This is a genomic window from Methylobacterium sp. AC690 (genome assembly GCF_979256535.1).
In genome coordinates, this window is the sequence record NZ_CEEDOX010000001.1 from 374,858 (window position 1) to 399,676 (window position 24,819).

General features: G+C 69.1%; 25 protein-coding genes. 7 read left to right on the plus strand and 18 right to left on the minus strand.

The features are described 5' to 3' along the window. Positions 1 to 408 precede the first annotated feature (408 nt). Positions 409 to 711: a hypothetical protein gene (locus AC0IY1_RS01820; protein WP_055947116.1), complete on the minus strand. Its 303-nt coding sequence runs from the start codon at positions 709 to 711 to the stop codon at positions 409 to 411. A 189-nt stretch (positions 712 to 900) separates the two neighbouring features. Further along, a complete protein-coding gene (locus AC0IY1_RS01825) occupies positions 901 to 1,833 on the minus strand; it encodes a LysR family transcriptional regulator (RefSeq protein ID WP_055947115.1) in 933 nt (310 codons plus the stop codon). A gap of 252 nt (positions 1,834 to 2,085) precedes the next feature. Between AC0IY1_RS01825 and AC0IY1_RS01830 the strand changes: the two genes are divergently transcribed. Continuing rightward, positions 2,086 to 3,198, plus strand: a complete 1,113-nt coding sequence (locus AC0IY1_RS01830; RefSeq protein ID WP_471767256.1) for an asparaginase — start codon at positions 2,086 to 2,088, stop codon at positions 3,196 to 3,198. Between the two features lie 286 nt (positions 3,199 to 3,484). Here the strand turns inward: AC0IY1_RS01830 and AC0IY1_RS01835 are convergent, their stop codons facing one another. The 6 genes from AC0IY1_RS01835 to AC0IY1_RS01860 all read right to left on the minus strand — a co-directional run bounded on the left by AC0IY1_RS01835 (position 3,485) and on the right by AC0IY1_RS01860 (position 11,270). Beyond that, the gene (locus AC0IY1_RS01835) at positions 3,485 to 4,405 is read right to left on the minus strand and encodes a bestrophin family protein (RefSeq protein ID WP_471767257.1); all 921 of its coding nucleotides are present in this window, start codon (positions 4,403 to 4,405) and stop codon (positions 3,485 to 3,487) included. 81 nt (positions 4,406 to 4,486) lie between these two features. Beyond that, complete coding sequence (locus AC0IY1_RS01840; protein WP_471767259.1) at positions 4,487 to 5,242, minus strand: glucose 1-dehydrogenase; 756 nt, start codon at positions 5,240 to 5,242, stop codon at positions 4,487 to 4,489. A gap of 188 nt (positions 5,243 to 5,430) precedes the next feature. Continuing rightward, positions 5,431 to 6,381, minus strand: a complete 951-nt coding sequence (locus AC0IY1_RS01845) for a LysR family transcriptional regulator (RefSeq protein ID WP_471767261.1) — start codon at positions 6,379 to 6,381, stop codon at positions 5,431 to 5,433. A 55-nt stretch (positions 6,382 to 6,436) separates the two neighbouring features. Continuing rightward, positions 6,437 to 8,410, minus strand: a complete 1,974-nt coding sequence (locus AC0IY1_RS01850) for an acyl CoA:acetate/3-ketoacid CoA transferase (protein ID WP_055947109.1) — start codon at positions 8,408 to 8,410, stop codon at positions 6,437 to 6,439. Between the two features lie 323 nt (positions 8,411 to 8,733). Then, on the minus strand, positions 8,734 to 10,092 hold the full coding sequence (locus AC0IY1_RS01855) for an ATP-binding response regulator (RefSeq protein WP_471767264.1): 1,359 nt from the start codon (positions 10,090 to 10,092) through the stop codon (positions 8,734 to 8,736). Continuing rightward, entirely contained in the window at positions 10,089 to 11,270 is a 1,182-nt protein-coding gene (locus AC0IY1_RS01860) for an FIST N-terminal domain-containing protein (protein ID WP_055947104.1), read from the minus strand. Before AC0IY1_RS01860 ends, AC0IY1_RS01855 begins: the two co-directional genes overlap by 4 nt. Positions 11,271 to 11,414: 144 nt before the next feature. Here AC0IY1_RS01860 and AC0IY1_RS01865 point away from each other — a divergent pair, with 144 nt between their 5' ends. After that, a complete protein-coding gene (locus tag AC0IY1_RS01865) occupies positions 11,415 to 12,074 on the plus strand; it encodes a response regulator transcription factor (protein ID WP_082512796.1) in 660 nt (219 codons plus the stop codon). A gap of 35 nt (positions 12,075 to 12,109) precedes the next feature. Here the strand turns inward: AC0IY1_RS01865 and AC0IY1_RS01870 are convergent, their stop codons facing one another. From AC0IY1_RS01870 to AC0IY1_RS01880, 3 genes are all read right to left on the minus strand, one after another. Next, positions 12,110 to 12,547 carry a PRC-barrel domain-containing protein gene (locus tag AC0IY1_RS01870; RefSeq protein ID WP_055948728.1) on the minus strand — a complete coding sequence of 146 codons (438 nt, stop codon included), beginning with the start codon at positions 12,545 to 12,547 and terminating at the stop codon, positions 12,110 to 12,112. A 92-nt stretch (positions 12,548 to 12,639) separates the two neighbouring features. Continuing rightward, positions 12,640 to 13,143: a DUF2721 domain-containing protein gene (locus AC0IY1_RS01875; protein ID WP_103708253.1), complete on the minus strand. Its 504-nt coding sequence runs from the start codon at positions 13,141 to 13,143 to the stop codon at positions 12,640 to 12,642. 71 nt (positions 13,144 to 13,214) lie between these two features. Then, entirely contained in the window at positions 13,215 to 13,340 is a 126-nt protein-coding gene (locus tag AC0IY1_RS01880; RefSeq protein ID WP_277996211.1) for a hypothetical protein, read from the minus strand. Positions 13,341 to 13,959: 619 nt separating this feature from the next. Here AC0IY1_RS01880 and AC0IY1_RS01885 point away from each other — a divergent pair. Next, positions 13,960 to 14,325 carry an SWIB/MDM2 domain-containing protein gene (locus tag AC0IY1_RS01885; RefSeq protein ID WP_055947098.1) on the plus strand — a complete coding sequence of 122 codons (366 nt, stop codon included), beginning with the start codon at positions 13,960 to 13,962 and terminating at the stop codon, positions 14,323 to 14,325. A 96-nt stretch (positions 14,326 to 14,421) separates the two neighbouring features. Here AC0IY1_RS01885 and AC0IY1_RS01890 read toward each other — a convergent pair whose 3' ends face one another. Both AC0IY1_RS01890 and AC0IY1_RS01895 read right to left on the minus strand, forming a co-directional pair. Beyond that, positions 14,422 to 16,566 (minus strand): helicase-related protein, encoded by a 2,145-nt coding sequence (locus tag AC0IY1_RS01890; RefSeq protein WP_471767268.1) that lies wholly within the window; start codon positions 16,564 to 16,566, stop codon positions 14,422 to 14,424. 129 nt (positions 16,567 to 16,695) lie between these two features. Then, complete coding sequence (locus AC0IY1_RS01895) at positions 16,696 to 17,199, minus strand: YciE/YciF ferroxidase family protein (RefSeq protein WP_055947094.1); 504 nt, start codon at positions 17,197 to 17,199, stop codon at positions 16,696 to 16,698. Positions 17,200 to 17,624: 425 nt separating this feature from the next. Here AC0IY1_RS01895 and AC0IY1_RS01900 point away from each other — a divergent pair, with 425 nt between their 5' ends. After that, complete coding sequence (locus AC0IY1_RS01900) at positions 17,625 to 17,891, plus strand: hypothetical protein (RefSeq protein WP_055947093.1); 267 nt, start codon at positions 17,625 to 17,627, stop codon at positions 17,889 to 17,891. A gap of 60 nt (positions 17,892 to 17,951) precedes the next feature. On the opposite strand, the gene AC0IY1_RS01905 is transcribed toward AC0IY1_RS01900, so the two are convergent. Together AC0IY1_RS01905 and AC0IY1_RS01910 are read right to left on the minus strand one after the other, a co-directional pair. Then, a complete protein-coding gene (locus AC0IY1_RS01905) occupies positions 17,952 to 18,536 on the minus strand; it encodes a sigma-70 family RNA polymerase sigma factor (protein WP_082512794.1) in 585 nt (194 codons plus the stop codon). Then, positions 18,533 to 18,778, minus strand: a complete 246-nt coding sequence (locus AC0IY1_RS01910) for a NepR family anti-sigma factor (protein WP_471767270.1) — start codon at positions 18,776 to 18,778, stop codon at positions 18,533 to 18,535. The genes AC0IY1_RS01905 and AC0IY1_RS01910 overlap by 4 nt, the downstream gene beginning before the upstream one ends. A gap of 482 nt (positions 18,779 to 19,260) precedes the next feature. Here AC0IY1_RS01910 and AC0IY1_RS01915 point away from each other — a divergent pair, with 482 nt between their 5' ends. After that, on the plus strand, positions 19,261 to 20,190 hold the full coding sequence (locus tag AC0IY1_RS01915; RefSeq protein WP_055948718.1) for a glutaminase: 930 nt from the start codon (positions 19,261 to 19,263) through the stop codon (positions 20,188 to 20,190). Positions 20,191 to 20,315: 125 nt separating this feature from the next. On the opposite strand, the gene AC0IY1_RS01920 is transcribed toward AC0IY1_RS01915, so the two are convergent. Further along, the gene (locus AC0IY1_RS01920; protein WP_471767271.1) at positions 20,316 to 21,356 is read right to left on the minus strand and encodes a glutamine synthetase beta-grasp domain-containing protein; all 1,041 of its coding nucleotides are present in this window, start codon (positions 21,354 to 21,356) and stop codon (positions 20,316 to 20,318) included. A 197-nt stretch (positions 21,357 to 21,553) separates the two neighbouring features. On the opposite strand from AC0IY1_RS01920, the gene AC0IY1_RS01925 reads away from it, so the two are divergent. Further along, entirely contained in the window at positions 21,554 to 22,645 is a 1,092-nt protein-coding gene (locus AC0IY1_RS01925; RefSeq protein ID WP_471767272.1) for a cytochrome-c peroxidase, read from the plus strand. A gap of 44 nt (positions 22,646 to 22,689) precedes the next feature. On the opposite strand, the gene AC0IY1_RS01930 is transcribed toward AC0IY1_RS01925, so the two are convergent. Then, positions 22,690 to 22,851: a hypothetical protein gene (locus AC0IY1_RS01930; RefSeq protein ID WP_181017223.1), complete on the minus strand. Its 162-nt coding sequence runs from the start codon at positions 22,849 to 22,851 to the stop codon at positions 22,690 to 22,692. A gap of 325 nt (positions 22,852 to 23,176) precedes the next feature. Between AC0IY1_RS01930 and AC0IY1_RS01935 the strand changes: the two genes are divergently transcribed. After that, entirely contained in the window at positions 23,177 to 24,172 is a 996-nt protein-coding gene (locus AC0IY1_RS01935) for a hypothetical protein (RefSeq protein WP_055948715.1), read from the plus strand. Between the two features lie 103 nt (positions 24,173 to 24,275). Here the strand turns inward: AC0IY1_RS01935 and AC0IY1_RS01940 are convergent, their stop codons facing one another. Then, positions 24,276 to 24,599: a cupredoxin domain-containing protein gene (locus AC0IY1_RS01940; RefSeq protein ID WP_471767274.1), complete on the minus strand. Its 324-nt coding sequence runs from the start codon at positions 24,597 to 24,599 to the stop codon at positions 24,276 to 24,278. Positions 24,600 to 24,819: the final 220 nt, after the last annotated feature.

Genomic DNA, 24,819 nt, shown 5'->3' on the forward strand with positions numbered 1-24,819 from the left:
AAGTTGAATCCAACGCGCTTCGGTTGTGCTGATGGAATCACAAAGAAAAGCGGCACGGTTTGACCTATGACCAAATGTATTGTGGCCAATTGAAACAAAAATTTCAGACGGTCAACATGCAGGTCAGGGGATAAAACCAATCAACTACGCGACGTGATCGCAAGGCAACATTTTAGAACTAATACAATTACATTCTTGGCGCCGGGTCGCTGGCGCGATGCTGCCCACGGATCGGCGACGCCGACAACGCTGGCGAGCGGTTCCGGCGCAGGGGCGCAGCCAAGGGCTCAGCCAAGGGCTCAGCCGGAACGAGAACGGCCCCGCCGTGGGGGCGGGGCCGTCTGGGTTGTCATCGAACCGGATCGTGGCGGGGCCGCGCCGGGGCGGCCGCCCGCCCCGCGGTCTGCCTTATTCGCAGACGCGGACGCGGCGGATGTGCTCGTAGCCGTAGGCGTCGACGTAGCCGCGGCGTTCCATGTGGCAGACCTCTTCCTCGACGTAGACCGGGCGCGGGGCCCGGTAGACCGGGCGGCCGGGGTAGTAGCCGCCGTCGTTCTGCGACGAGGCGATGGCGCCGCCGACGGCGAGGCCGCCGAGCACGCCGAGAGCGGCCGCGCCGCCCGGGCTGATGCCATCGCGCGCCTGGGCGCTCGGGATCGCCGCGACGGCGACCGTGGTGGCCACGAGGGCCGCGACCAGCGAGTTCTTCATAGCTCCGTTCCTTTGATCCCGAAGAGCCTGTGCAAATCCAGAAGCGTCACTGTGGGAGGGAATCACCGAACGGTTGATGAACGGTAACGAACCCCGCCTCCCAGCGAATCACATCCGTGCGAATCCTCACGCGCCGCGGAAATTACGCAGGATTGTGCCGCTTCCGTGGCTGGCTCCCGCCTCCGAGGGTCAGATCGTTCCGGTGGGCTCGTCCACCAGGGCGAGGAGGGTCCGGCGCAGCCAGCGATGGGCGGGATCGTCGTCGTAGGAGGCGTGCCAGAGCATCGAGATCGCGACATCCTCCAGGGCGACCGGGGCCGGACTCACGGTGAGGCCCAGCGCACCCGCGAAGAAGGTCGCGAGCCGGGCATGCATCGTGGTCAGCACGGGTGCACTGCGCACCAGGAAGGGTACGGCGAGGAAGCGCGGCGTCGTCACCGCGAGCGTGCGCCGGCGCCCGAGCCGCGCCAGGGCATCGTCGACCACCCCGTGAGCGGTCTCCTTGAGGCTGGTGAGCACGTGGGGAAAGCGGAGGTAGTCGTCGAGCGAGATCGGCGGCGCCAGGCCGACGAGCTCGGCATTGAACATGCAGAGATAGCTGTCGCGGTAGAGCAGGCGCTGCTTGTGGTGGGTCTGCCCTTCCGAGAAGAAGCCGATGCCGAGGTCGACCCGGTCCGCATCGAGCTCCTGCAGGATGCGGATGCGGTCGATGGAGCGCAGCAGCAGGCTGATGCCCGGCGCCTCCCTCCGCAAGTGGGCGAGGAGGCGGGGGCCGATCAGCACCTCCGCGCTGTCGGGCAGGCCGATGGTGAAGGTGCGGGTCACCGTACGCGGATCGAACTCGGCGTCGCGGCGCACCAGCGCCTGGACCTGCCGCAGCAGGGTCCGCACCGGCTCGGCCAGCGCCAGGGCGCGGGGCGTCGGACGCATGCCCTCGGGCGCGCGCGTCAGGAGCTCGTCGGAGAACAAGGTGCGCAGGCGCGCCAGGCTGCTGCTCATCGCCGACTGGCCGATGCCGATGCGGGCGGCGGCCCGGGTGACGCTGCGCTCGGCCAGGAGCGCGTCGAGGGCGACCAGGAGGTTGAGGTCGACCCGGGACAGATCGATGTGATCGATGGTCATGATCGGTTCGTTCCGCTCGATCTCCGCAGCAGCGCTCAGCCTCCTCGCCCTGGACGGGCGGGTGCGCAAGGCCCCCGCGGGTTGATCCCGACGGGATGCCCCCGAAGGCAGCCCGGCGGCGCGCGCGATCCGACCTCCCCCTGACAGTTTTCCCGATGCCTCGGGATTGATCCGTCACGGGCGCGTTTTTCGGCTGGGCCTCGCCCGTGCGGGGCGCCACAATGCCGCTCCCGAAACGACCCGAGAATCCCCATGCGCCGTACCCTGCCGATCGCCCTGATGGCCCTGATGGTCGGAACTGCCCTCCCCGCGATCGCGCTGGAGGGGCCGATCCCGGCCAAGCCCGGCGAGACGGCCCCCGCCCCCGCCGCCTCGGGCAAGCCCCGCGTCGTCATCGTCGCCACGGGCGGCACCATCGCGGGAGCCGGCGCAGATGCGGCCAACAGCGCCACCTACCAGGCCGCCAAGGTGCCGGTGGACAAGCTCATCGCCGCCGTACCGGCCATCGCCGGGGTGGCGGAGGTGCGCGGCGAGCAGGCCTTCCAGATCGCCTCGGAGAGCTTCACCAACGCCCAGCTCATCGAGCTCGCCAAGAAGGTCTCGGCCCTGGTCAAGCGCGACGACGTCGACGGCGTGGTCATCACCCACGGCACCGACACCGTGGAGGAGACGGCCTTCTTCCTCGACCTCGTGGTGAAGACCGACAAGCCCATCGTGATGGTGGCCTCGATGCGTCCCTCGACCGCGATCTCGGCGGACGGCGCCCTCAACCTCCTCGACGCCGTCACCGTGGCGGGCGCCAAGGATGCGCGTGCGAAGGGCGTGCTCCTGACCATGAACGACGAGATTCAGGCCGGGCGCGACACCACCAAACGGGTCAACATCAAGCCCTCGGCCTTCTTCAGCCAGTGGGGACCGCTCGGCATGGTCGTGGAGGGCAAGACCTACTGGTTCCGCGCGCCGGTGAAGCGTCACGGCACCACCTCCGAGTTCAACATCGACGGCATCGACAGCCTGCCCGAGGTCGCCATCGTGTACGGCTCGGGCAACATGCACCCCGAGGCCTACACCGGCGCGGTGGCGGGCGGCGCCAAGGCGATCATCCACGCGGGCACCGGCAACGGCTCGGTGGCGGGCTACCTCGTCGACACGCTGAAGGACATCCGGTCCAAGGGCGTGCAGATCATCCGCTCCTCCCGCGTCGGCGACGGCTTCGTCCTGCGCAACGCCGAGCAGCCCGACGACAAGTACGATTGGGTGGTCGCCCACGATCTCAACCCCCAGAAGGCCAAGATCCTCGCCGCCGTCGCCCTGACGAAGACGCAGGACGCCAAGGAGCTGCAGCGGATCTTCTGGGAATACTGAGCGCCGCGGGTCGATGGCGGACGCTGCGGGACGTGTCCGCTGTCGACCCCGCCACGCTGCGGGCGCGTGTCACGGTTGTCCTCGGTGCCGGAGCTTCAGCGGCGGGGCCCGTTCCGCCGCGCGTCGGCGGGCTCGACCCGACGCGCCCGTCTCGGCCTCCCGGGCCCGTCGAACCGCTTCTTCGAGACCGGTTGAGACACACCGACGCCGACCGGCAGAGATCCACCCGTCCCAGACCTCGGCCGAGGCACCGGGCCGGCACCGTCGGTCGCACGGCACGGCGCCCTCAGGTCAGCAGGTAGCGCTTCGGCACCAGGGGCGGCGGCGCGGTCTCGCCGAGGGCGTCGAGGACGATGCCGTCGACGGTGTGCAGCAGCGCGTCGAGGGGCAGGTCGTTCGGCGCGAGACCGAAGGGCTCCTCGAGCTCGTCGCCCAGGGCATCGAGACCGAAGAAGGTGTAGGCGACCAGGGCCGTCGCCACCGGCGTCGCCCAGCCGAGGGAGGCCGCGAGGCCGAAGGGCAGCAGGAGGCAGTAGATCCATGCGGTACGGTAGAGGAGCAGGGTGTAGGCGAAGGGCAGCGGCGTGTTCTGGATGCGCTCGCAGACCACCTGGACCTGGGCCAGGGCGGCGATCTTGTGCTCCAGGGCGGCCAACAGCACGTCGGTGAGGACGCCCCGGCGATAGGCGTTGGCGAGATCGGCGGTGAGCCCGACCAGCACCGCATCCGCCGCGGTCGGATGCCGGACCAGCGGCGCGACCTCCGCCTCCGGAAGCCAGGGCGCGGCCGCCGTGTGCGGATCGCCGCCGCGAAGCTGCGCATGCAGGGCGTGGGCGAAGGCCGAGAGCCGTCGCAGGGTGCGGGCCCGCAGGGGCTCGACGGACTCCCCCGGCAGGAGGGCGGTCACGAGCCGCGCGACCCCCCGGGTCTCGACCACGAGGCTGCCCCAGGCGCGGCGGCCTTCCCACCAGCGGTCGTAGCAGGCGCTGTTGCGGAAGCTCAGGAAGATCGACAGGGCGATGCCGATCAGGGTGAAGGGCCCGACGCCGGCCGTGATCGGGAACGCCTCGGGCCAGCGCCGCTCCACCGCCACCACGACCACCGCCACGAGGGTGATGCCCACGACCTTGAGGGCGACCTGCGGCAGGATCGAGCCGCGCAGGGTGAACAGGATGTCGAGGAGGCTCGGGCGCGAACGGACGATCATTCCACCGTCTTCTCAGGCCGCGGCGCGTCCCGCAACCGCCGCCATCTCAGCCGGGCACGGCCCGCGTGGCGGACGGGCGGATCAGAGCGACCAGCCGCCATCGACCGAGACCGCGGCGCCGGTGACGAAGGCGCCGAGGTCGGCGCTCATCCAGAGGACCGCCTCGGCGATCTCCTCGGGCCGGCCCAGGCGGCCGACCGGCTCCAGGTCGATCGCCTTCTGGATGTCGCCCCCGGTGAAGCGGTCCATCATCGGCGTCGCGATGTTGCCCGGCAGGACGGCGTTCACCCGGATGTTGGCGCTGGCGTAGTCGAGGGCGGCCGACTTGGTGAGGCCGATGACAGCGTGCTTCGAGGCCGCGTAGCTGGCGCCCCCCGCGACGCCCCGGATGCCGGCACCCGACGCGGTGTTCACGATCACGCCACCGCCCTGGCGCAGCATCTGCGCGATCTCGTGCTTCATGCAGACGAAGGTGCCGCGCAGGTTGATGTCGAGGATGCGGTCCCAGTCCGCCAGGGCGATCTCCGCCACCGGTGCCGCGACGTTCTCGACGCCGGCATTGTTGAAGGCGATGTCGAGCCGGCCGAAGGTCGCCACCGTCTCGGCGATCGCCGCCTCCACCTGCTCGGGCCGCGCGATGTCGCAGGCGAGGACCAGTCCCTCGCCGCCGGCCTCCCGAACCGCCTCCGCGGTCGGCTGCAGCGCGTCCGCGGCCCGATCGAGGATGGCGACCCGGGCGCCTTCCCGGGCGAAGGCGACGGCCGTGGCCTGCCCGATGCCGCTGGCGGCTCCGGTGACGAGGGCGACACGGCCGGTGAATCGATCGGGACGGGACATGGCGGGACCTCGCGAGTTCGGAGAGCGCGGCGCCCCGGATGGGTGACGGTCCGATGACGGTGTCGCCATCGGCCCCGCGACCCGGAGCGTCCGCCTCGATGTAGGCGGCGAGACCCGGAGGCGTGAGCCGGCAGCGCCTCACCAGAGCGATGAACACCGCTCATCGTGGCGGGCGGACGCGACGGGGCCTAGAAGCCGAGGGGGCGCATCTCGCGGATGAGGGCCGTGAGCAGGCGCAGGCCGGTCGGCAGCTGGCGGCGTCCCGGATAATAGAGGTGGAAGGCGGCGCCGGCCGGGGACCAGTCGCCGAGGACACACCGGAGCGCGCCCTCCCGGACCAGCGGCGTCACGCAGGGCTCGGGCAGGTAGGCGAGGCCCGCTCCGGCCCGGGCGAGGGCGACCGCGAGGCCGGTCTGGTCGAGCGTCAGCGCCCCCGGCACATCGACGGCGATGGCCTCGCCCTGCCGCTCGAACTCCCAATGGTAGATCCGGTCGTCGCCGAGCCGGACGCGCAGGCCGCGATGGGCGAGAAGGTCGTGGGGATGCGCCGGGACCCCGAAGCGGTCCAGGTAAACGGGCGCGCCCACCACGACCCAGCGGATGTCGGCGGAGAGGCGCTGGGCGACCATGTCCTCCGGGACCGTGTCGCCGTAGCGGATCCCGGCATCGGCGCCCGCGTCGACCACGTCGAGCAGGCTGTTCGACACGCGCACATCGATCGCGATGTCCGGGTAGCGGGCGAGGAAGACGGGAAGGACCGGTGCGAGAAGGAGTTCGCTCGCATGCTCCGGAACGTTGAGGCGCACATGCCCGGCCGGCGCGCCGCGATGGCGGTTCAGCGCCTCGACGGCCTGCCCGATCGCCAGGAAAGGCCCGTCGAGCGACGCGAAGAACTCCTCGCCAGCGGCGGTGAGGGTGACGCTCCGGTTGGTCCGGTTGAGAAGCCGGACGCCGAGCTGCGTCTCCAGGCCCTTGAGGGCATGGCTCAGGGCCGAGGCGCTGACGCCGAGTTCCAGGCCCGCACGCCGGAAGCTGCGATGCTTCGCGATCGCCAGGAAGGCCCCGAGGGCCGGCAGACTGGGACGAGGGGGCGGCACGGAACGGTTGTGCCGGCGCGCAGACGCCGACGCAAGGACCATGAGCGCGCCTCATTCTCACGCGGCACCGGGATCCGGGGCGACAATGCGCTCGGCCTCAGGCCGCCGAGGCGATCGCCGTGGAGGCGCGGCGGACCTTGCCGGCGCCTTCGAGGAAGGCGTGGGCGTCCTCCTTGCGCTCGAAGACGTGGGGGGCGAGGCCGCGGCGGTTGAGGGCCTCCTCCATCTTGAGGCGCAGGAAGGCGCTGGTCGCGTAGCGGGTGGTGGTGAGATAGTAGTTCGCCTGCAGGTATTGGATCATGTGCGCATAGTCGTCGTACAGGTTCTCGTTGATGCGGAACCCGTCATGGTTGACGACCGTGTTGACCCGCTGGCCGGCCTTCTTGCAGGCGCCCACCAGCACCATGCGCAGATCATCGAGGTCGCTCTTGGCACGGGCGTGCCAGCCCTCCAGGTTCACGAACAGGATGTTGCGCTCGGTGTCGTAGCTCACCCGCTCGGCGAGGTTGAGGTTCAGCAGGTCGGCCAGCAGTTCCATCGGCTCGTCGCGGAACAGGCGGGCATCCATCGGCATCGGCTGCTTGATGATCGGCCGGAAACCCATATGGGGCAGGATGTCCCGCTCGATCTCGATGCCGGGCGCGACCTCGATGAGTTCCAGCCCCTCGTCGGTGAGCTGGAAGACGCAACGCTCGGTGACGTAGATCACCGGCTGGGCACGCATCTGCGCATAGTGCCCGCTGAAGGTGATCTGCTCCACCTGCGGCAGGAATTTCTGCGAGCGGCCTTCCGTGACGATGCGGAGCTTGCCGTCCTCGATCACGGTCTCCAGCCCGCCCACCGTGAAGGTGCCGGCGAAGACCACGGAGCGGGCGTTCTGGCTGATGTTGATAAAGCCGCCGCAGCCGTTGAGGCGGCCACCGAACATGCTGGTGTTGACGTTGCCGTGCTGGTCGCACTCGGCGAGGCCGAGGCAGGTCATGTCGAGGCCGCCGCCATCGTAGAAGTCGAACATCTGGTTCTGATCGATGACGCAGTCGGCGTTCGTCGCCGCGCCGAAGCTCGACCCGGAGGCGAGGACGCCGCCCACCGCACCGGCCTCGGTGGTCAGGGTGATGTAGGGGGTGACCTTCTCCTCGTTGGCCACCGCCGAGATGCCCTCGGGGGCGCCGACGCCGAGATTGACGACGCCGTTGGGCGGCAGCTCGAAGGCCGCGCGCCGGGCGATGACCTTGCGGGCGTCGAGGGGCATCTTCTTCATGCCGCTCACGGGCACGCGGATCTGGCCGGCCAGCGCCGCATCGTGCTGCACGCCGTAGTTCATGCGGTGCATCTCGGGCTCGGCCAGGACGACGCAATCCACCAGGATGCCGGGGACGCGGACGTCCTTGGGCAGCAGGAAGCCGTCATCGACGATGCGCTCGACCTGGGCGATGACGATGCCGCCGTTGTTGCGCGCGGCCATGGCCTGGGCGAGGCAGTCCAGGGTCAGCGCCTCCTTCTCGAAGGAGATGTTGCCCGACGGGTCGGCCGAGGTGCCGCGGATGAAGGCGACGTCGATCTTGGTGGCCGTGTAGAACAGCCACTCCTCGCCATCGACCTCGACCAGCTTGACGATCTCGTCCTGGGTCACGGTGTTGACCCGGGCGCCGCCGTGGCGCGGATCGACGTAGGTGTGCAGGCCCACCTTGGAGAACAGTCCCGGCTGGCCGGCGGCGCAGGCCCGGTAGAGCTGCGAGATTACGCCCTGGGGCAGGTTGTAGCCGAGGATCTTGTTCGCCTGCGCGGCCTTGGCGACCTTCGGCATGCGGCCGAAATTGGCGGCGATGACGCGCTTCAGCAGGCCCTCGTGGTGCAGGCGCCCGGTCCCGAGGCCTTTGCTGTCGCCCGCCCCCGCCGTCATGATCAGGGTGAGGTCGCGGGGCGCGCCGGTGTCGACGAAGCGCTTCTCCAGGGCGGCATGCAGCGCCTCAGGGATGCAGCTCTGGACGAACCCCGTCGTGGTGACCACGTCGTTGTGCCGGATCAGCGCGATCGCCTCGCCAGCCGTGATGACCTTGTTTTTCTTCATGAACCGGGCCGTCCTCCACACCCCAGGCCGGCGACGGGCGACAGGTCAGGACCTGCAGCAGGACGCGCACGGGGAAGTCTTATTCTGGCGCGCGAGCGTAAAGATCCCTAGGAAGCTTCGCAAGGGCGCTTCAACTGTCGTTGCAGCGCAATTTGATCTTGGTGCAATGCAAATTTTTCAATCGAGCATCAAACTGAACTGAAAGCGAGGCTGCAAAAGATTTCACGTTCCTGCAGCCCAACCGCACCAAGACGGAACGATGCCTCCGATACGGCCAAGATTATTCAAAATACTCTTGGGGTGCGCCTCCTTCGTGGGCCCCCTTACGCCAGCAGGTAGGTCAGCAGCGCCCGCAACGCGGCCGGGCGCACCGGCTTATGCACGAGTTGCGCCCCGTGCCCGGCGACCTGCGCCTCGATCTCGGGGGAGTGGTTGGCGGTGGTGACGATCACCGGCAAGCGGGATCCGGTGCGGGCCTGGAGATGGGTCGCCACGTCGAGGCCGCAGGCACCGTTGTCGAGATGGTAGTCGAGGATGAGCAGGTCCGGCCGGCGCATCCCCGCCGCCAGCGACGCCTCCACCCCGGCCAGGTCGCGATGGACGCGGACCTCGGCGTCCCAGCTGCGCAGGAGGCGTTCCAGGGCATCGGCGGTGGGCGGATCGTTCTCCACCACGAGCACCCGCGCGCCGGTGAGCCGGGTCGTCACGGGGCTGACCGGAACCGCGCGCTCCGGCGGCGTCAGGCTCACGGGGACGGTCAGGGCCATGCGGGTGCCGTGCCCGACCCGGGAAGCGAGATCGAGGGGATGATCGAGGGCCTGGGCCATGCGGCGCACGATCGAGAGGCCGAGGCCGAGGCCCGGCTCGCCCCCCTCCCCCTCGACGCCGCCCCGGAAGAATTCCTCGAAGACGAGGCTCTGCTCCGCCGGTGCGATGCCGCAGCCGGTGTCGAGCACCTCGATGCGGCAGGCCTCCCCGCGGCGGCGGATCGCCACCAGCACGCCGCCCCGTCGGGTGTAGCGGATGGCGTTCGAGACGAGATTCTGCAGGATACGCTGGAGCAGCATCGGATCGCTCGCCACCGCGAGGTGGGGCCCGCGCACGGTGAGGCGCAGTCCCTTGCGCTCGGCGAAGGGCCGGAAGCTCGCGGCGATGCCGGCGAGAAGCTCGCCGAGGGCCACCGGCTTGATCGCCGGGCGCACCACGCCGGCATCGAGCTTCGAGATGTCGAGGAGGGTCTTGATCAGGTCCTCGATGATCTGGAGCCCGCGCTCGATCTGCCCCGAGATCGCCGCGGCCTCCGGACCGAGGCCGAGGTCGGCCAGGGCCGAGGCCGAGAGCCGGGCCGCGTTCAGCGGCTGCAGCAGGTCGTGACTCGCGGCGGCGAGGAAGCGGGTCTTCGAGCGGTTGGCGTTCTCGGCCTCCTCCTTGGCCGCCACCAGGGCCGCGTTGGAGCGCTCCAGGCGGTGCATCAGCCCGGTCAGTTCCTCGGTGCGGGTGCGGACGCGCCCCTCCAGCATGGTGGCGGTCTGGAACAGGGAGTAGGCCCCGCCCTGCTGGTCCATGCTGCGCTCGACATGGGCCATCAGGGCCGCGTTGATGCGCTCGAGCTTGGCGATGCGCCGCAGGTTCGCGTCCTCCCCCGGGGCGGGGCACGCGGTCTCGGGCGGCAGCCGGATCATGGCTCGACCGCGCCCGGCGCGCCACGCCCGATGGCGATGCCCGTGAAGGTCTGGTTGAGGTGCATCGACCGGTACTGCTCGCCGTAGGTGTCGAAGCCGACGATGGCGTAGCGCCGGTAGAGGTCGACGATACCGTGCCGCACCTGCCGGCTCTCGGCATCGAGGCGGCGCAGCACGCACTCGAAGCCGATGACGAGATCGATGCCGCCCAGCGCCGCGTCGAGGCGGGCGAGTTCGGCCGCCGTGGCCGCCACGATGTCGCGCGGACGCGCCAGGGTGAGCACCACGCCCTCGTCGAGGGCGCAGAAGAAGCTGAGCGAGCCGTCCGCGTTCATGCGCCGGATCGATCGGCAGAAATACTCGCCCCCGACCTTCACGGCGAGCGGATAGGCGGCAAAGCTCATCGGCGACAAGCGCTCGGGATCGAGCCCCACCGCCATGGCGTATTCGCGCGCCGCCGGCTCGGCATTGAGCTCGTGGACGGTACGCTGCTCGTCGTCGGAGGCGGTGACCACGAACTTGGTCCCGGTCGGCTCGAAATTGTCGCTCTTGAAGATCTGGATCGGGAAATCGGACTCCACGAGGAGCAGCACGGCGGCGCGCCGATGGATGCGGCCGTCATGGAGCAGCACCGTCTCGCGGAAGGTGAGGTCGTCGCCCGCCGAGCCACCCACGAGGGGGATGCCGTCCAGGGCCCAGGCGATGGCCGAGACCACAGTCTCCTCGGCGTTGGTGAGCCCGTCGATCAGCGAGAGGGCGAAGCAGCCGCCGGAGGCCGGATCCGCGCCGGCGCCGTCGAGGCTTCGGCGCAGGGCCCGCACGCTGGAGGCGGTCCGCTCCACGTCGAGGTGATCGATGGCGTCCAGGAGCGTGGAGACGATGCGAAAGCCCGCCTTCGGGAAGGCGATGGCGACGAGGCCGCGATCGAGGCCGCCGGCCGGCGAGATGCCGCCCGACATGGTGCAGCCCGCGATGCCCGCCCCCGGAAAGCGCGCGCAGAGCGCGCGATTCAGGGTCTCGACGTCGTAGTCGGCCGAGAAGAACACCACGATCTGGGCGACGGGATGCGGGCCGATGGCGGCGCCGATCTCGGCGACGGCCCCGTCGGCCGCGGCGGCGTCCGTCCACGCCGTCGTGATGCCGCACAGATGCGTGCGCACCTGCGTCCCCTCTGCCACGTTCCATCCCCCCGCTTGCGCGACGCGTGCCGGACTTGACGCCCGGTTCTCCGCGGTGACACGAGTATGTCGGGCGGCCGGTTCCCGCGCAATGCGGCACCGAACAGCTCCGGAACAGGGGCGCACGCACCGGGTGGAACGGGCATGCACCTCCTCATCGTCGACGATCACCCGCTCTTCCGCGACGCCCTCGCCAGCGCCGTGGGCCTCGCCTACCCGGATGCGACGCGGCACGAGGCCGACGGCATCGCCAGCGCCTGCGCCGTGCTGGCAGCGCACCCCGCCATCGAAATCATTCTCTTGGACCTGTCGATGCAGGGCGTGACGGGCTTTGAAGGCCTGCTGGCGATCCGGGCGCAGGCGCCGCGGGTCCCGATCCTCGTCGTCTCCGGCCTCGAGGATCCGCGCATCATCCGGGAGGCGCTGGATCACGGCGCCGCCGGCTTCGTGCCCAAGGCGGTCGACAAGGCGACGCTGACGCGGGCCATCGCCGACGTCCTGGCCGGTGGCCTCTCGGTCCCGGCGAATCTGCCGAACGCGACGCTGCCCGCGTCATCCGCCCGCAAGGCGCCGATCGCCGAGCGGGTCGCGAGCCTCACGCCGCAGCAGGTGCGGGTGCTGGCGATGATCCGCCAGGGCAAGCTCAACAAGCAGATCGCGCACGAACTCCAGGTCGGGGATTCCACCGTGAAGGCGCATGTCTCCGAGATCCTGCGCAAGCTCGACGTCATCAGCCGCACGCAGATCGTGATCGAGACGGCGCTCCTCGACTTCGACCGGATCCTGGCGTCGCCGGAGGGCTGACCGGTCCGGCGCGAGCCTGCGGGCGGCGGGCCCGTTCAGGCCGTGGGCACCTTGGAGCCGCCGTAATGACCATCGACGCGCTCGCCGAAGGCCGGGTCGGTGAAGGGATCCTCGCCGGGGCCGTGGCTTGGCGCGCCCGCGAGGGTGTCCTGGTCGATGTCCACGATGTAGCCGCCGAGATCGACGCTGTAGGTCAGCGCCCGCCAGGGCACGGGATGGTAGCTCTCGCCGAGCCCGAGGAAGCCGCCGAACGAGATGACGGCGTAGGCGACCTGGCCGGAGACCTTGTCGACCATGAAGTTGTAGACGGTCCCGATATGCTCTCCCGCGCGGCTGTAGGCGGCGGTGCCCTCGACCTTGTTCGAGGCGATCAGGCGCCGGGTCTCGTCGATCGCGACACCCTCGGCCGAGGGATCGAGTTCCATCGAGCCGGTCGGGCGGATGCTGCGCTCGTTCGGGAGGTCCGTCGGCATGCGCATTCCTCTTGCAGAGTGGCGTCTCGGGGCGAGGGCGCCGGATGCGGCACTCGACCGGACAAGCCGCCACCCGCGCGGGGGTTCCGGACTCAGGCCCGCTCGTCCACCGGCACGCCGGTCTCCTCGGCCACCTCGATCTGGCGCACGGCCACCCGCTGGCGCATCCCGCGGCTCGCCAGCAGCATCTCGAACCCGAAGACCATCAGGGCGCTCAAGGTGCAGAGGATGGCGAGGCCGAACAGCACGAACAGGATGTCCGCGACGGTGGCGTCCCGGAGGGCTCCGACGAACAGCGTCAGAACGGCTCCGCAGGTGGCAACTCCGCCCAGAGCTCCGAGGATCACGGCGGCATCGAGGGCGAGGGAGCGCCGGCGCAGGGCGTTCATGCGTCGCGCGAGGCGGACCTGCTCGAGACCCGAGGCGCCGTCGATCGCTTGCGAGATGCGCTCCGCCTGATCGGCCACCCGAGCGAGGCGCGTGCCGAAGACGTTGAGGAGCGTCGCGATGCCCGACAGCAGGAAGACGGGCGTCAGGGCGATCTGGATGATGTGGGCCGTGCTGTCGAGGGACGAGGCGACGGAGCTGTCGAACATGAAGGGGCGATCGCGACCGGGACGGAACCCTGGCGCAACGTTCGAGGACGCGGGCGGTTCGGGGGCGTCCGTCAGATCAGACCGGCATCCGCGCGGCCGTCGGGACCCGTCTGGGCCTCGATGGAGACCAGCGTGCCGAGGCCGATGATGAGCGCGACGGCGGCGCCGAGCGAGAGCGTGAAGGCCAGGAGGATCATGCTCCCGGTTTCGTCGATCGCCCTTAAGGTTCGGTGATCCCCCGGCCGCCGCCCCGTCCCGAAATCGGCCGAAGTGGCCCCGCAACGGGTCCCGACACCGAAGTTTCCGTCGTGCGCTCCCGTTCGACCGGTGAAATCTTCATTGTGGCGGGAAATTCTTGATCGTGGCGGGAAATTCTTGCGCCCGGGCCGGCGCCCCTGGGCAGTCGGCCCGGCTCAGGCCGGCATCGCGTCCTCGCACGTCGCCCGAGCCGTGTCCGCGATGGGGGTCCGTGCCGGAGGGCGCACCGGCCCGGCGCCGCCGGAATTCCCTTAAAGCACTGCAGAGCCATGACTTTCCGCGGATAGCCCCCGACCGCCGTGACCAGGGCTCGCTTCGACTTCAGGCCGAAGTACAGGGCGACGCCGCTGAAGTTCTCATCCCAGTCGCGGCGATCTCACCTCGGCAGGGAGCGGCCTCGACCGGATCTGAGCCGCCGCGCCTGTGGATGACGGGCGCGCCGAGGGCGGTTTTCCCTTGGAACGCTCGCGGCACCGCTTAGTTGTTGCAGCTATGCGCTGCGAGGCCACCGGCCGTGGGCGTACCGGCGCTCACCGTCGACATCCGGAGGAACACCCCATGGCAAAGAGCACCACCAAGACCGCCGAGAAGGCCGCCCCCAAGGCTGCCCCAAAGGACGCCGAGAAGCCTGCCGCCAAGGGCAAGAAGGTCGCCGCGCCGAAGGGTGATGGCGCCAAGCCGAACGCCCTGCAGCAGCCGCTGAAGCCCTCCTCCGAGCTCGCCGCCGTCGTCGGCGACGCCGCCCTGCCGCGCGGCGAGGTGGTCAGCAAGGTCTGGGAATACATCAAGAAGCACAACCTCCAGAATCCCGAGAACAAGCGCGAGATCCTGGCCGACGACAAGCTGAAGAAGGTCTTCGGCAAGGATAAGTGCACCATGTTCGAGATGAACAAGCACTTGGCCGCGCACCTCAAGTCGGCCTGATCCCAGAGGTCTGAACGCACCATCCCGGATCGGCGTCGGGGAGGGGGTGTCCCCTCCCCTGGCCGACCGGCCTTCATCGCCTGAAGGCGACCGGGCTCAGCCCCGCGCACCCGCCCGGCGCGTCCGGCGCTCGACCTTGCGGGTCGCCGTCTCTCGGAGATGACGCTCGATCTCGCCGTTGGCCCGGGCCCGCATCGTGCGCATGGCCTCGGCATCGTCGAAGGTCTCGGGAAAGCGCCGCGACAGCCAGAGATAGGCGCTGGCGAGCTTCACCGTCCGTTCCTGATAATCCAGTTCGCCCGCGAGGTTCGCCCGCAGGGCCGGAACCGTCGTGCCTGCCGCCCGGGCCTGGGTCCAGCGCTCCAGCATGCTGAGGGAGACCGGGTCGCGCCGGTCCACCGGGCAGACCGAGAACGCGAACTTCTCGGCGATGGGCAGCCGCGCCTTGTCGACCACGCGGGCAATCTCCAGGATTTCCTCCAGGGCCGAGGGTTGGAACGGCGAGCCGGCGTAGAAGGTGGCGCGGGCGAAATGCGCCAGCACCTCGCGCAGGCTGTCGGTCCGCATCTCCTCCGCCACGGAATTGATCGCGATGAGGTCGGGGCGCACGTAGAAGCGCGTGTCGGCGGCCGGCGCCGTGGGCGCACCGGCCAACGCCGCCCGGATCGGCTCCAACCCGGTCTCGTCGACGGCGGCGACGTAGCCCTCGTCCTGGTGCCCGAACCGGCCCGCGCGGCCTGCGATCTGGCGGATCTCCGAATTGGTCAGCGCCCGCTCGCCGACCCCGTCCCACTTGCGCACCGCCGAGAAGACGATCCGCTTCAGCGGGCCGAGGTTGAGGCCCATGCCGATGGCGTCGGTGGTGACGAGGACGTCGGCCTCGCCGGCCCGGAAGCGCGCGGCCTCCGCGCGCCGCACCTCCGGCGAGAGCGCCCCGTAGATCGTGGCCACCCGGTGACCGGCCGCCACCAGGATCTCGCGGTTCTCATGGACGGCCCGGCGCGAGAAGGCCACCACCGCATCGCCCGGCATCACCTTCTCGATGGGAACGGGCGTATCCTGCAGCACCAGCGGCGTCTTGCGCACGAAGGTGATCACTTCGAGGGACTCGTTGGCCGCCTCCGCGGCGCGGCGCACCGCGGCCAGCGCATCGTCCGAGCCGCAGACCACCACGGTGCGGGCGGCGACGCCGAACAGGGCGTTGGTCCAGGCCCAGCCCCGATCGGGATCGGCGATCATCTGGATCTCGTCGATCACCGCGACGTCGACGGGCCGCGTGAGGTCGGCGGTCTCGATGGTGCGGGCGGTGTGGGTCGGGTTGAGGTCGCCCAGCGTCTCCTCGCCCGTCACCATGCCGGCGCGCAGGCCGCGCTCGGCCAGGGCCTCGTAGTTCTCCAGCGCAAGGAGACGCAGGGGTGCGAGGTAGGTGCCGGTCTCGGCCGCCCGCAGCATCTCCAGGGCCGCGTAGGTCTTGCCGGAATTGGTCGGGCCCATGTGGAAGATGAGGCGCCGGCCGAGGCGCCGGGCCGCGGTGAACTTCTCGATGTAGGCACCGAAGCCGACCTGGTCGCGCAGGCGGCGCAGGCGGGAATCCTCCCGCGCCACGGTGCGGGCGCGGGCGCGGACCCCCTTCAGGGTGTCGGTGAGCGACTGGTTCAGGTTGGGCGAGAGGAGGAAGGCGCGCGAGCGCAGCGAACGGTCGAGATGGTCGATATAGGTGGCGGCATCGGCGCCCACCGCGCGCAGGTCCTCGGCGACCTGATCACGCAGGCGCTCCACGGCGCGCCGCAGGGACTTGGCCGTCTGCAGCCCCGCCTCGGCAACGGCAGCCCGGAGATCCTCGAGGCGCCAGGTCGGATCGTTGCGATGGGCCATGCCGGACAGGATGCCGGCGACGCCCGTCTCGGGCTTCGCGTCGATCCGCAGGTCGAGGCGCCCGCCATCGAGGACAGGGATCACGGTCCGGATGGTCCAGGCGATGCTGCCGTCCCGCATCACCGCGGCGCGCAGGCTAGGAATCGCCTTCCTGACAGCCGCGACTCCGCCCTCCGCGAAGGCGCGCCGCGCCTTCAGTTCGTGCAGGGCCTTGGCGACCACCGAATCCTCGACGAGACCGCCGTAATCCGGCAGGCCGAGATGAAGGCGCAGGGCCTCCACCTCGACGCTCCGGGGCGGCAGGCCGAGGCGGACCGCCGCCTCCAGCAGAATCTCGTTGGTCGGTCGCGCACGCTTGCGGGCCATGGGCCTCTCGTCGGGGAGTCTCGATCCGCCGCGGACGGACGACCGGGCCGCATCAGGGTGCGCGGGACGCGACCCAAAAAGCAACGGCTCCGATCAGCGCAAGGCTTTCCGTGCGCCGCGCAGTCGGACTCAGGCGGCGCGCTGGTTGATCTGACGCTCCGCCATGGCGGTGAGCAGGTGGTCGGTGGCCTTCTCCTCGTCGAGGTTCTGCTGGAGCACGCCGGCACAATCGTCCCGTCCGAGGCGCTTGGCCCAGGCGATCAGCGTGCCGTAGCGGGTGATCTCGTAGTGCTCCACCGCCTGGGCCGAGGCCACGAGGGCCGCGTCCAGCACATCCTTGTCGGCGATCTCGCCGGCCACCTCGTTCGCCTCCTCGATGATGCCGTTGATCGCCGGACAGGTCACCGCCTTGGGGCTGTGGCCGTGCATCTGGAAAACCTTCTCCAGGCGCAGGATCTGGTTCTCGGTCTGACGCAGGTGGGTCTCGAAGCCCTGCTTCAGTTCCGGATGCGTCGCCTTGGCGATCATCTTGGGTAGCGCCTTCGTGATCTGGTTCTCCGCGTAATAGATATCCTGGAGCGTGTGGACGAAGAGGTCGTCGAGGGTTTTGATATCGCGGGTGAACAGGCCCATGGATGCCTCCCTTGGCGTTTCGTGCGAAATCGAAGGGGTCTGCCTCCGGGGGCGGCCCCAGCCCGGCCGCGTTCCGCCGGACGATCGGGATCCGAGGGGTGCACCTCGCGATCGCCACCGGCCGCTACGGGACCATCCGAGCATGACCCGAGAACCCGCCAGCCGCGCCCGGTGTTCCCGAGACCGAGATCAGGCGAAGACTGCATTACAACTTATAGATCGCAGGTGAAAAACTTCGAAATTACAAAATCATCAGCCAATGGTCTTTTTGACGCCGTCTTGATCCACGTTATTTAAGGCTCCGCTTCGCTCTTGCTAACCCAGTGCGGGGCCGGACCGGTGCCGGTGCGTGTCGGGGCGGATCGCCCCGCTCGGCGATGGGTCGTCGACCCCTGCGCGACCACACACGTCAGGGAAGCGAGACGATGCACGAGAATTCCGCCGGACCGGCCGCATTCTGGGCCTCGGTGGCGAACGACGTCACGTCGCGGGTCGAGCCGGTGCTGACCCGCGACAGCAAGGCCCGAGAGGGCGTGATCGAGTATCTGCGTGACCTCGAAGCAGTGGCCCTGCGCGACGGCAGCAGCCGCGAAGCCCTGCAGGTGATCGCCTCGGGCCGGCGCCTGCTGGGCGACCGGAACGATACCCCGCCCGCCGAGATCGCCCGCGCGGTGCGGGCGGCCCTGATTTGAACCCGAGCCGGGCGCCCGAGGCGTCCGGCTCACGCTGATGCCCCCGAGCGGCGATGCCGCTCAACCGGGCGGCGGCCCCAGGGCCGCCCGCGTGAACGCATCGGCGCCGATCTCGTCGGTGCCGTTCATCCCGAGGCTCTCGATGAGCCGTCCGCGTGCGCGGCTGACACGGCTCTTCATGGTGCCCACGGCGACGCCGCAGATCTCCGCCGCCTCCTCGTAGGTGAAGTTCTGCGCCCCCACGAGCACCAGGGCCTCGCGTTGGCTGAACGGCAAGTCGTTCAGGGCCTCCTGGAACTCGCGCATCTCCACCCGGATCTCCTGCTCGGGCAGGCTCGTCAGGCGCCCGGCCAGCGCCCCGTCGGCATCCTCCACCTCGCGCTTGCGCTTGCGCTGCTCGGAATAGAACAGGTTGCGCAGGATGGTGAACAGCCAGGCCGTCAGGTTGGTGCCCCGGGTGAAACTGTCGGCCTTGGTCCAGGCCCGCACCAGGGTGTCCTGGACGAGGTCGTCGCTGCGGTCGAGATCGTAGGTCAGCGAGAACGCGAAGGCCCGCAGGGCCGGAATCGCACCGAGCAGGAGTTCGCGCATCTCGTCATCGGCGCCCTGCGGCGTGCCGACCGGAAGGGACATCGCGTTGGTCATGAGGATCCTCGCGTGGTGCTGCGGGCGGCCAGATCGGCGAGGAGGGCGTCGAAGCGGTCGGGGAGCGGCTGATCCAGCACCTCGGCATAGAGGAGGCGCAGGTTTCGTCCGATGCGCCGGCGGGCCTCCACCGTCATGCGGACCTCGCTTTCGCGGGCCCGGAACGACGGGGCCGGCGCGACGTCCGAAGCGCGCGTGCGTGCGACCGCGGATGCGCCTGCCTCGGCGCGCGCAGCCGTCATCGTTTCCGATGTCTCCGCGGCCCCGCGGGACGCCCCTGACGGCGTGGCGAGGGAGAGATCGCCGGGATCTGTGCTGCGATGCGGGTCGCTCGAATCAATGCTCATTGCTGCTCATCGCTCGACGGCCGCGGCCGGTGAGTCCGGAGCGCCGTCATTTCGGCGGCCGTGCTACGGCTGCGCGATTTAACGACCTCTGAAAAAAGCATTCATCTGATCTTAAGCTGCCGAATGCAGGCGAAAGACCAAGAGCATTAAATAGAAACAGTCAGAAACAAATGCGATACATCAGCGAAGCTTCGCCGTTATGGTTCTATAGTCGCACAATCCTGTCGCCAAGCTGAACAATACAGCGGCAGCGTCGAGCCTCGGGACCCAGCCCCGCCGTGCCCTTCCGACCGAGGCCTGATACCGGCATGGCCCGGGGTTTGCGCGCGTCGCCGAACCCTCGTTCCAGCCAGCCGGAAGCGCCCATGAGCCTCGACGTGCCCGATCTCGACCGTGTCGTTCGCGAGATCGCCGACGAGATGCGGGCGCGGCCGGACCGGGGCGAGGTGGCGACCTACATCCCCGAACTCGCCGGCGCCGATGCCAGGGCCTTCGGCCTGGTGGTGATCGATGCCGAGGGGCGGATCGCGGCCGGCGGCGACAGCGACGAACCCTTCTCGATCCAGAGCATCTCCAAGGTCTTCACCCTGACCCTGGCCCTCGGCATGGCCGGCGACCGGCTCTGGCGGCGCGTCGGGCGCGAACCCTCGGGCAGCCCCTTCAACTCCATCGTCCAGCTGGAGCGCGAGCGCGGCATCCCGCGCAATCCATTCATCAATGCCGGAGCGATCGCGGTCACGGACCTGATCCTATCCGGACACCAGCCGCGTGAGGCCATCGGCGAGATCCTGCGCTTCATGCAGTTCCTGGCACAGGATTCCAGCATCGCCATCGACGAGGCGGTGGCCGCTTCCGAGTTGCGGACGGGTTTCCGCAACATGGCCCTCGCCCACTACATGAAATCCTTCGGGGTGCTCGACAATCCGGTCGATTTCACCCTGGGCGTCTACTTCCATCACTGCGCTATCAGCATGTCCTGCCGACAGCTCGCCCAGGCGGGCCGCTTCCTCGCGCATTCGGGGCGCAACCCCCTGACGGGGTTGTCCGTGGTGTCACCCGAGCGGGCGCGCCGCATCAACGCGGTGATGCTGACCTGCGGGCACTATGACGGCTCGGGGGAATTCGCCTATCGGGTGGGACTTCCGGGCAAGAGCGGCGTCGGTGGCGGCATCCTGGCGATCGCGCCGGGCAAGGCCTCGATCGCCGTGTGGTCGCCCGGCCTCGACGCCTCGGGCAATTCCCATCTCGGACGGATCGCCCTGGAGATGCTGACCAAGCGGCTGGGCTGGTCGATTTTCGGGGCCTGATGGCCGCGGGCCTCGCGGCCTGGATCGCCCTGCCATCCGAACAGGCAAAAAGAAGGGCCCGCCGCGCGGAACGCGGCGGGCCCTGCCTAGTCTCTCGGCAAATGAGCCGGAAAACTGCCTAGAACTTAGGCGGCCGCCTGCTGGCTGGTCTCGGTCGGAACCGAGGAGATGGTCTTCAGGATCTGCGAGGCGATCTGGTAGGGGTCCCCCTGGCTGTTGGGACGGCGATCTTCCAGGTAGCCCTTGTACGCATTGTTGACGAAGCTGTGCGGCACGCGGATCGAGGCGCCGCGATCGGCGACGCCGTAGCTGAACTGGTCGATCGCCGCCGTCTCGTGCTTGCCCGTCAGACGCATGTGGTTGTCGGGGCCGTAGACGGCGATGTGGTCGTCGAGGTTCTCCTTGAAGGCCGCCATCAGGGCTTCGAAATACGCCTTGCCGCCGACCGTGCGCATGTGCTCGGTCGAGAAGTTGGCGTGCATGCCCGAGCCGTTCCAGTCCGTCGCGCCGAGCGGCTTGCAATGGTACTCGACGTCGATCTCGTAGGTCTCGCACAGGCGCTGCAGCAGGTAGCGGGCGACCCACATCTCGTCGGCGGCCTTCTTGGAGCCCTTGCCGAAGATCTGGAACTCCCACTGGCCCTTGGCCACCTCGGCGTTGATGCCCTCGTGGTTGATGCCGGCATCGAGGCAGAGATCGAGATGCTGCTCGACGATCTTGCGCGCGATGCTGCCGACTTCCTTGTAGCCGACACCGCAGTAATACGGCCCCTGCGGAGCGGGGTAGCCGGAGGCGGGGAAGCCGAGGGGACGGCCGTCCTTGTAGAAGAAGTACTCCTGCTCGAAGCCGAACCAGGCGCCATCGTCGTCCAGGATGGTGGCGCGCTTGTTGGAGGCGTGCGGGGTGACGCCATCCGGCATCATGACTTCGCACATCACCAGCACGCCGTTCTTGCGCGTGGAATCGGGGAAGTGGCGCACGGGCTTCAACATGCAATCGGAGCTGCCGCCTTCGGCCTGCATCGTCGAGCTGCCATCGAAGCCCCAAAGCGGAAGCTGCTCAAGGGTCGGGAACGCTTCGAATTCCTTGATCTGGGTCTTACCGCGAAGGTTCGGCACCGGAGTGTAGCCGTCGAGCCAAATATACTCGAGTTTGTATTTCGTCATTCCGAGCCTCTCGTCCTGAAGCGATGCGACATCCCAGGACACCTGACGGGATTCGCAGCCATTGCTGGCTGGAGCGGCCTAAGCAACGTTCGCGCCAATCAGTCCCGGTTCGCGCCTGCGGCATATGGGCCGGGGCGGCCTCGCGTGAGACTTCGTTAACGGATCCGCACTAGCGCTGAGCGGATCAGGAGATCGCGATGCGCAGACGGGTGAGCGCCGCGCTTGCCGGCGTTGCCCTGATTGCCCTCGCGGCATCGGGGCTCGGATTACGCACCTCGGGTGCCGGCGAGCCGGAACAGGCGGATGTCAGCACGCTGCAGGCCGAGCTGTCGGCGCTGCGCGAGGCCTATCGGCGCGTCGACGAGGTGGTCCACCCGCCCGAAAATCCCTACAGCCCGGCCAAGGCCGCCCTCGGCCAGCGCCTGTTCTTCGATACGCTCCTCTCGGGCGAGCGCACCATGAGCTGCGCCAGCTGCCACCTTCCGACCCAGTCGTGGAGCGACGGCCGCCCCCGCGGCATCGGCGAGACCGGCGCGACGATGAAGGTGCGCACGCCGACCCTGCTCGACGTGGCCCAGAACCCGATCCTCGGCTGGGACGGCAAATTCCACGACCTCGAGAACGTCGCCTTCACGCCGATCACCAGCGCCAGCGCGATGAACCTGCCCGAGGCGACCTTGCTCGCACGGCTGAGAGCCGATCCCGGCTACGTCCGCGCCTTCGTCGCGGCGTTCCCCGAACGCTCCGCGGCGGGCGGCCCGGAGGAGGCGATCAGTCGGCGGACCGTCGAGCTGGCGCTGGCGACCTTCGAGCGCTCCATCGTCTCCGGCGAGGCGCCGTTCGATCGCTGGGTCGCGGGCGACGCTCGCGCCATCGGCCCGAATGCGAAGGCCGGGTTCGCGCTCTTCAACGGCAAGGCGCAGTGCGCCGGCTGCCATTCGGGCTGGACGTTCACGGACGGATCCTTCCACGACATCGGCGTCGGCACCGGGGCGGATGTGGGACGGGCCGCATTCTTCCCGGATTCGGTGCAGCTGCGCTACGCGTTCAAGACTCCGACCCTGCGGGACGTCGCGGAGCGCGGACCCTACATGCATGACGGCTCGCTGGCCTCCCTGCGCGAGGTGATCGACCTCTACGATCGCGGCGGGATCGCCCGGCCGAGCCGCTCGCCCGCGATCAAGCCGCTGGGGCTGACCGACGCCGAGAAGCGCGACCTGATCGCGTTCCTGAAGACCCTGAGCGCCGACGGTACGGCCAGCCTCAAGGGTCCGCCCCGTCTCAACTGAAGGATCGGCCTTCGCCAGGGACGCTCCCGGGGTGGATACGCGCGTCAGCGGAAGAGCGGCAGACCGGCCCCGAGGAGGCCGAGCCCGCCGAGGAGAAGGCGCCCGGACCAGCGTTCGAGGGCGTCCGCCCGGCTCGGCGCGCGCGTCGCCGCGTAGGACAGACCGGTCCCCACCATCAGGCTCGACAGGCTCAGGGTCGCGATCATCGGGCTCTTCGGGTCGAAGCGGGGCGTTCCCCGGCTTAGCCCCGAGCGGATGAGCGGACCATGTCCGTGCGCAGGCTTTCCGACGGCATCGTTACCGAACGGTTACACGGCCGTCGTGCATTCGACCGGTCAGATCGGGATCACGGCCGATGCCCGCAAGCAACAGGTTAACCATTTGGAAAGGACTGTTAACAAGTTCCTTCCGCAAACCAGCGAAGGCGCGTAGTTTTCATCGCGCCGGCAAGCCCCCGCGCCGGTGTCGTGAACAGGGCTTCCCTCCATGCTCCCCGGAAGACGTTGGCTGCCCCGCGCCGCAGTCATGGTGATGACGGCTGTCCTCACGGTCGCGGGCTCCAGTTCCGCGCTGGCGCATGTGAAATGGTTCTGCGCCTACGACCTCGTCGGCGCGCCCCGCGACCTCGGCGAGGTCCTGTGCTCGGATTTCGAGAAGCTGGTCGGCCTCTCCGTGTTGGCCCTGATGGTGGGTGGTCTTCTCGAGGGAACGGTGCTGGGGGCAGCACTCATCCGATCCCTCGACCGGACCACGGCCTGGGCACGCGAGAACACCGAACTCCTGTTCCGTGCGGTTCTGGGCGGATTCTTCGTCGCGCTCTGGACGCTCGGCGGCATCATCCTGACGCCCGAGCTGAAGACGACCAGCACCGCGCTCCCGTGGTTCCAGCTCGCCATCGCGGCCGGCTTCCTGTGGCGGCGAACCATGCCGCTCTCGGCCCTCGGCATCGTCGTCCTGTTCACGACCGCCCTGGTCCAGTACGGCGCCTTCCACCTCGCGGATTACCCGGTCTTCCTCGGGGTCGCGGCCTATTGCGCGCTGACCGGCCTCGGCCGCTCCCTGCCCGGCGGCCTCCGCCCCCTCGACATCGTGCGCTATACCGCCGCCATCACGCTGATGTGGGCCTCCGTCGAGAAATGGGCCTATCCGCAATGGTCGTTCCCGCTCTTCATCGAGCATCCGGCGATGACGCTCGGCTTCACGGGCGAGTACTTCATGAAGGCGGCCGGCGCGGTGGAATTCGCCCTGGCGTTCGCACTGGTCTGCACGCCGCTGGTCCGCCGGGTCGCCGCGATCCTGCTGGCCGCCACCTTCATCTCGGCGGTCTTCGAGTTCGGCAAGGTCGACGCCATCGGCCACGCGCCGATCATCGTCGCGATGGTGGCCCTCGCGGCCGACAACGCCGCATCGCCCTATCGCCTCCGCAACCTCGCCCTCACGCCCGTGGGCTACGGGGCGGCCCTGGCGGCCTTCATCGGCCTCTACTACGGCGCCCACGCCGTGCTGCAGGGGTCGACCCTGCTCTGAGGGTCGCCGGCGCGCCGCGCGGGGACGACGGGACGCGCAGCAGGCGGCCCCGACGCGAGCCCGTGCGGCCCACGAATCGGAAGACGGTCGATCACGCCGGATGTCAGCGGCCGTCGACCCGGACGGTGAGCTTCATCTTCGGATGGATTCCGCACAGGACGGCGTAGGTCCCGGGCACGTCGAAGACGACCTGGGTCCGGCTTCCGGGCTTCAGGTCTCCGGAATCGAAGGTGAAGTTCGGCGCGTCGATGTAGACGTGGTGAAGCAGATCGCCATCGTCGTTGACGATCTCCACGCTGGCGCCGCGCGGAACCGTGAGGGCGTTGGGCTGAAAGGCGCGCCCCTTCTGGGACACGTGCAGGCTGGGCGCCCCGCCGGTGGCCCAGGCGAGCCCACCGCTCACGGCACCGACGAGCCCGAAGGCCACGCAAGCAATTGTCGAGGGCCGCATCCGTATTCCGTGTGTCCAACGACGATCAGGATCGAAACGAGCTGCTGCCGAATCACGACGAACAGTCTCGATGCTTAGGAGACTCTCAACCTGCGCAACCATAACATGCCTCGGTGAAAGTCCGGTTAAGCGGATAACCTGCCGGCCCGATCTCAAGATAGCCTTAACGTCTTTCGGCCATCCTGCTGCGGTGGTG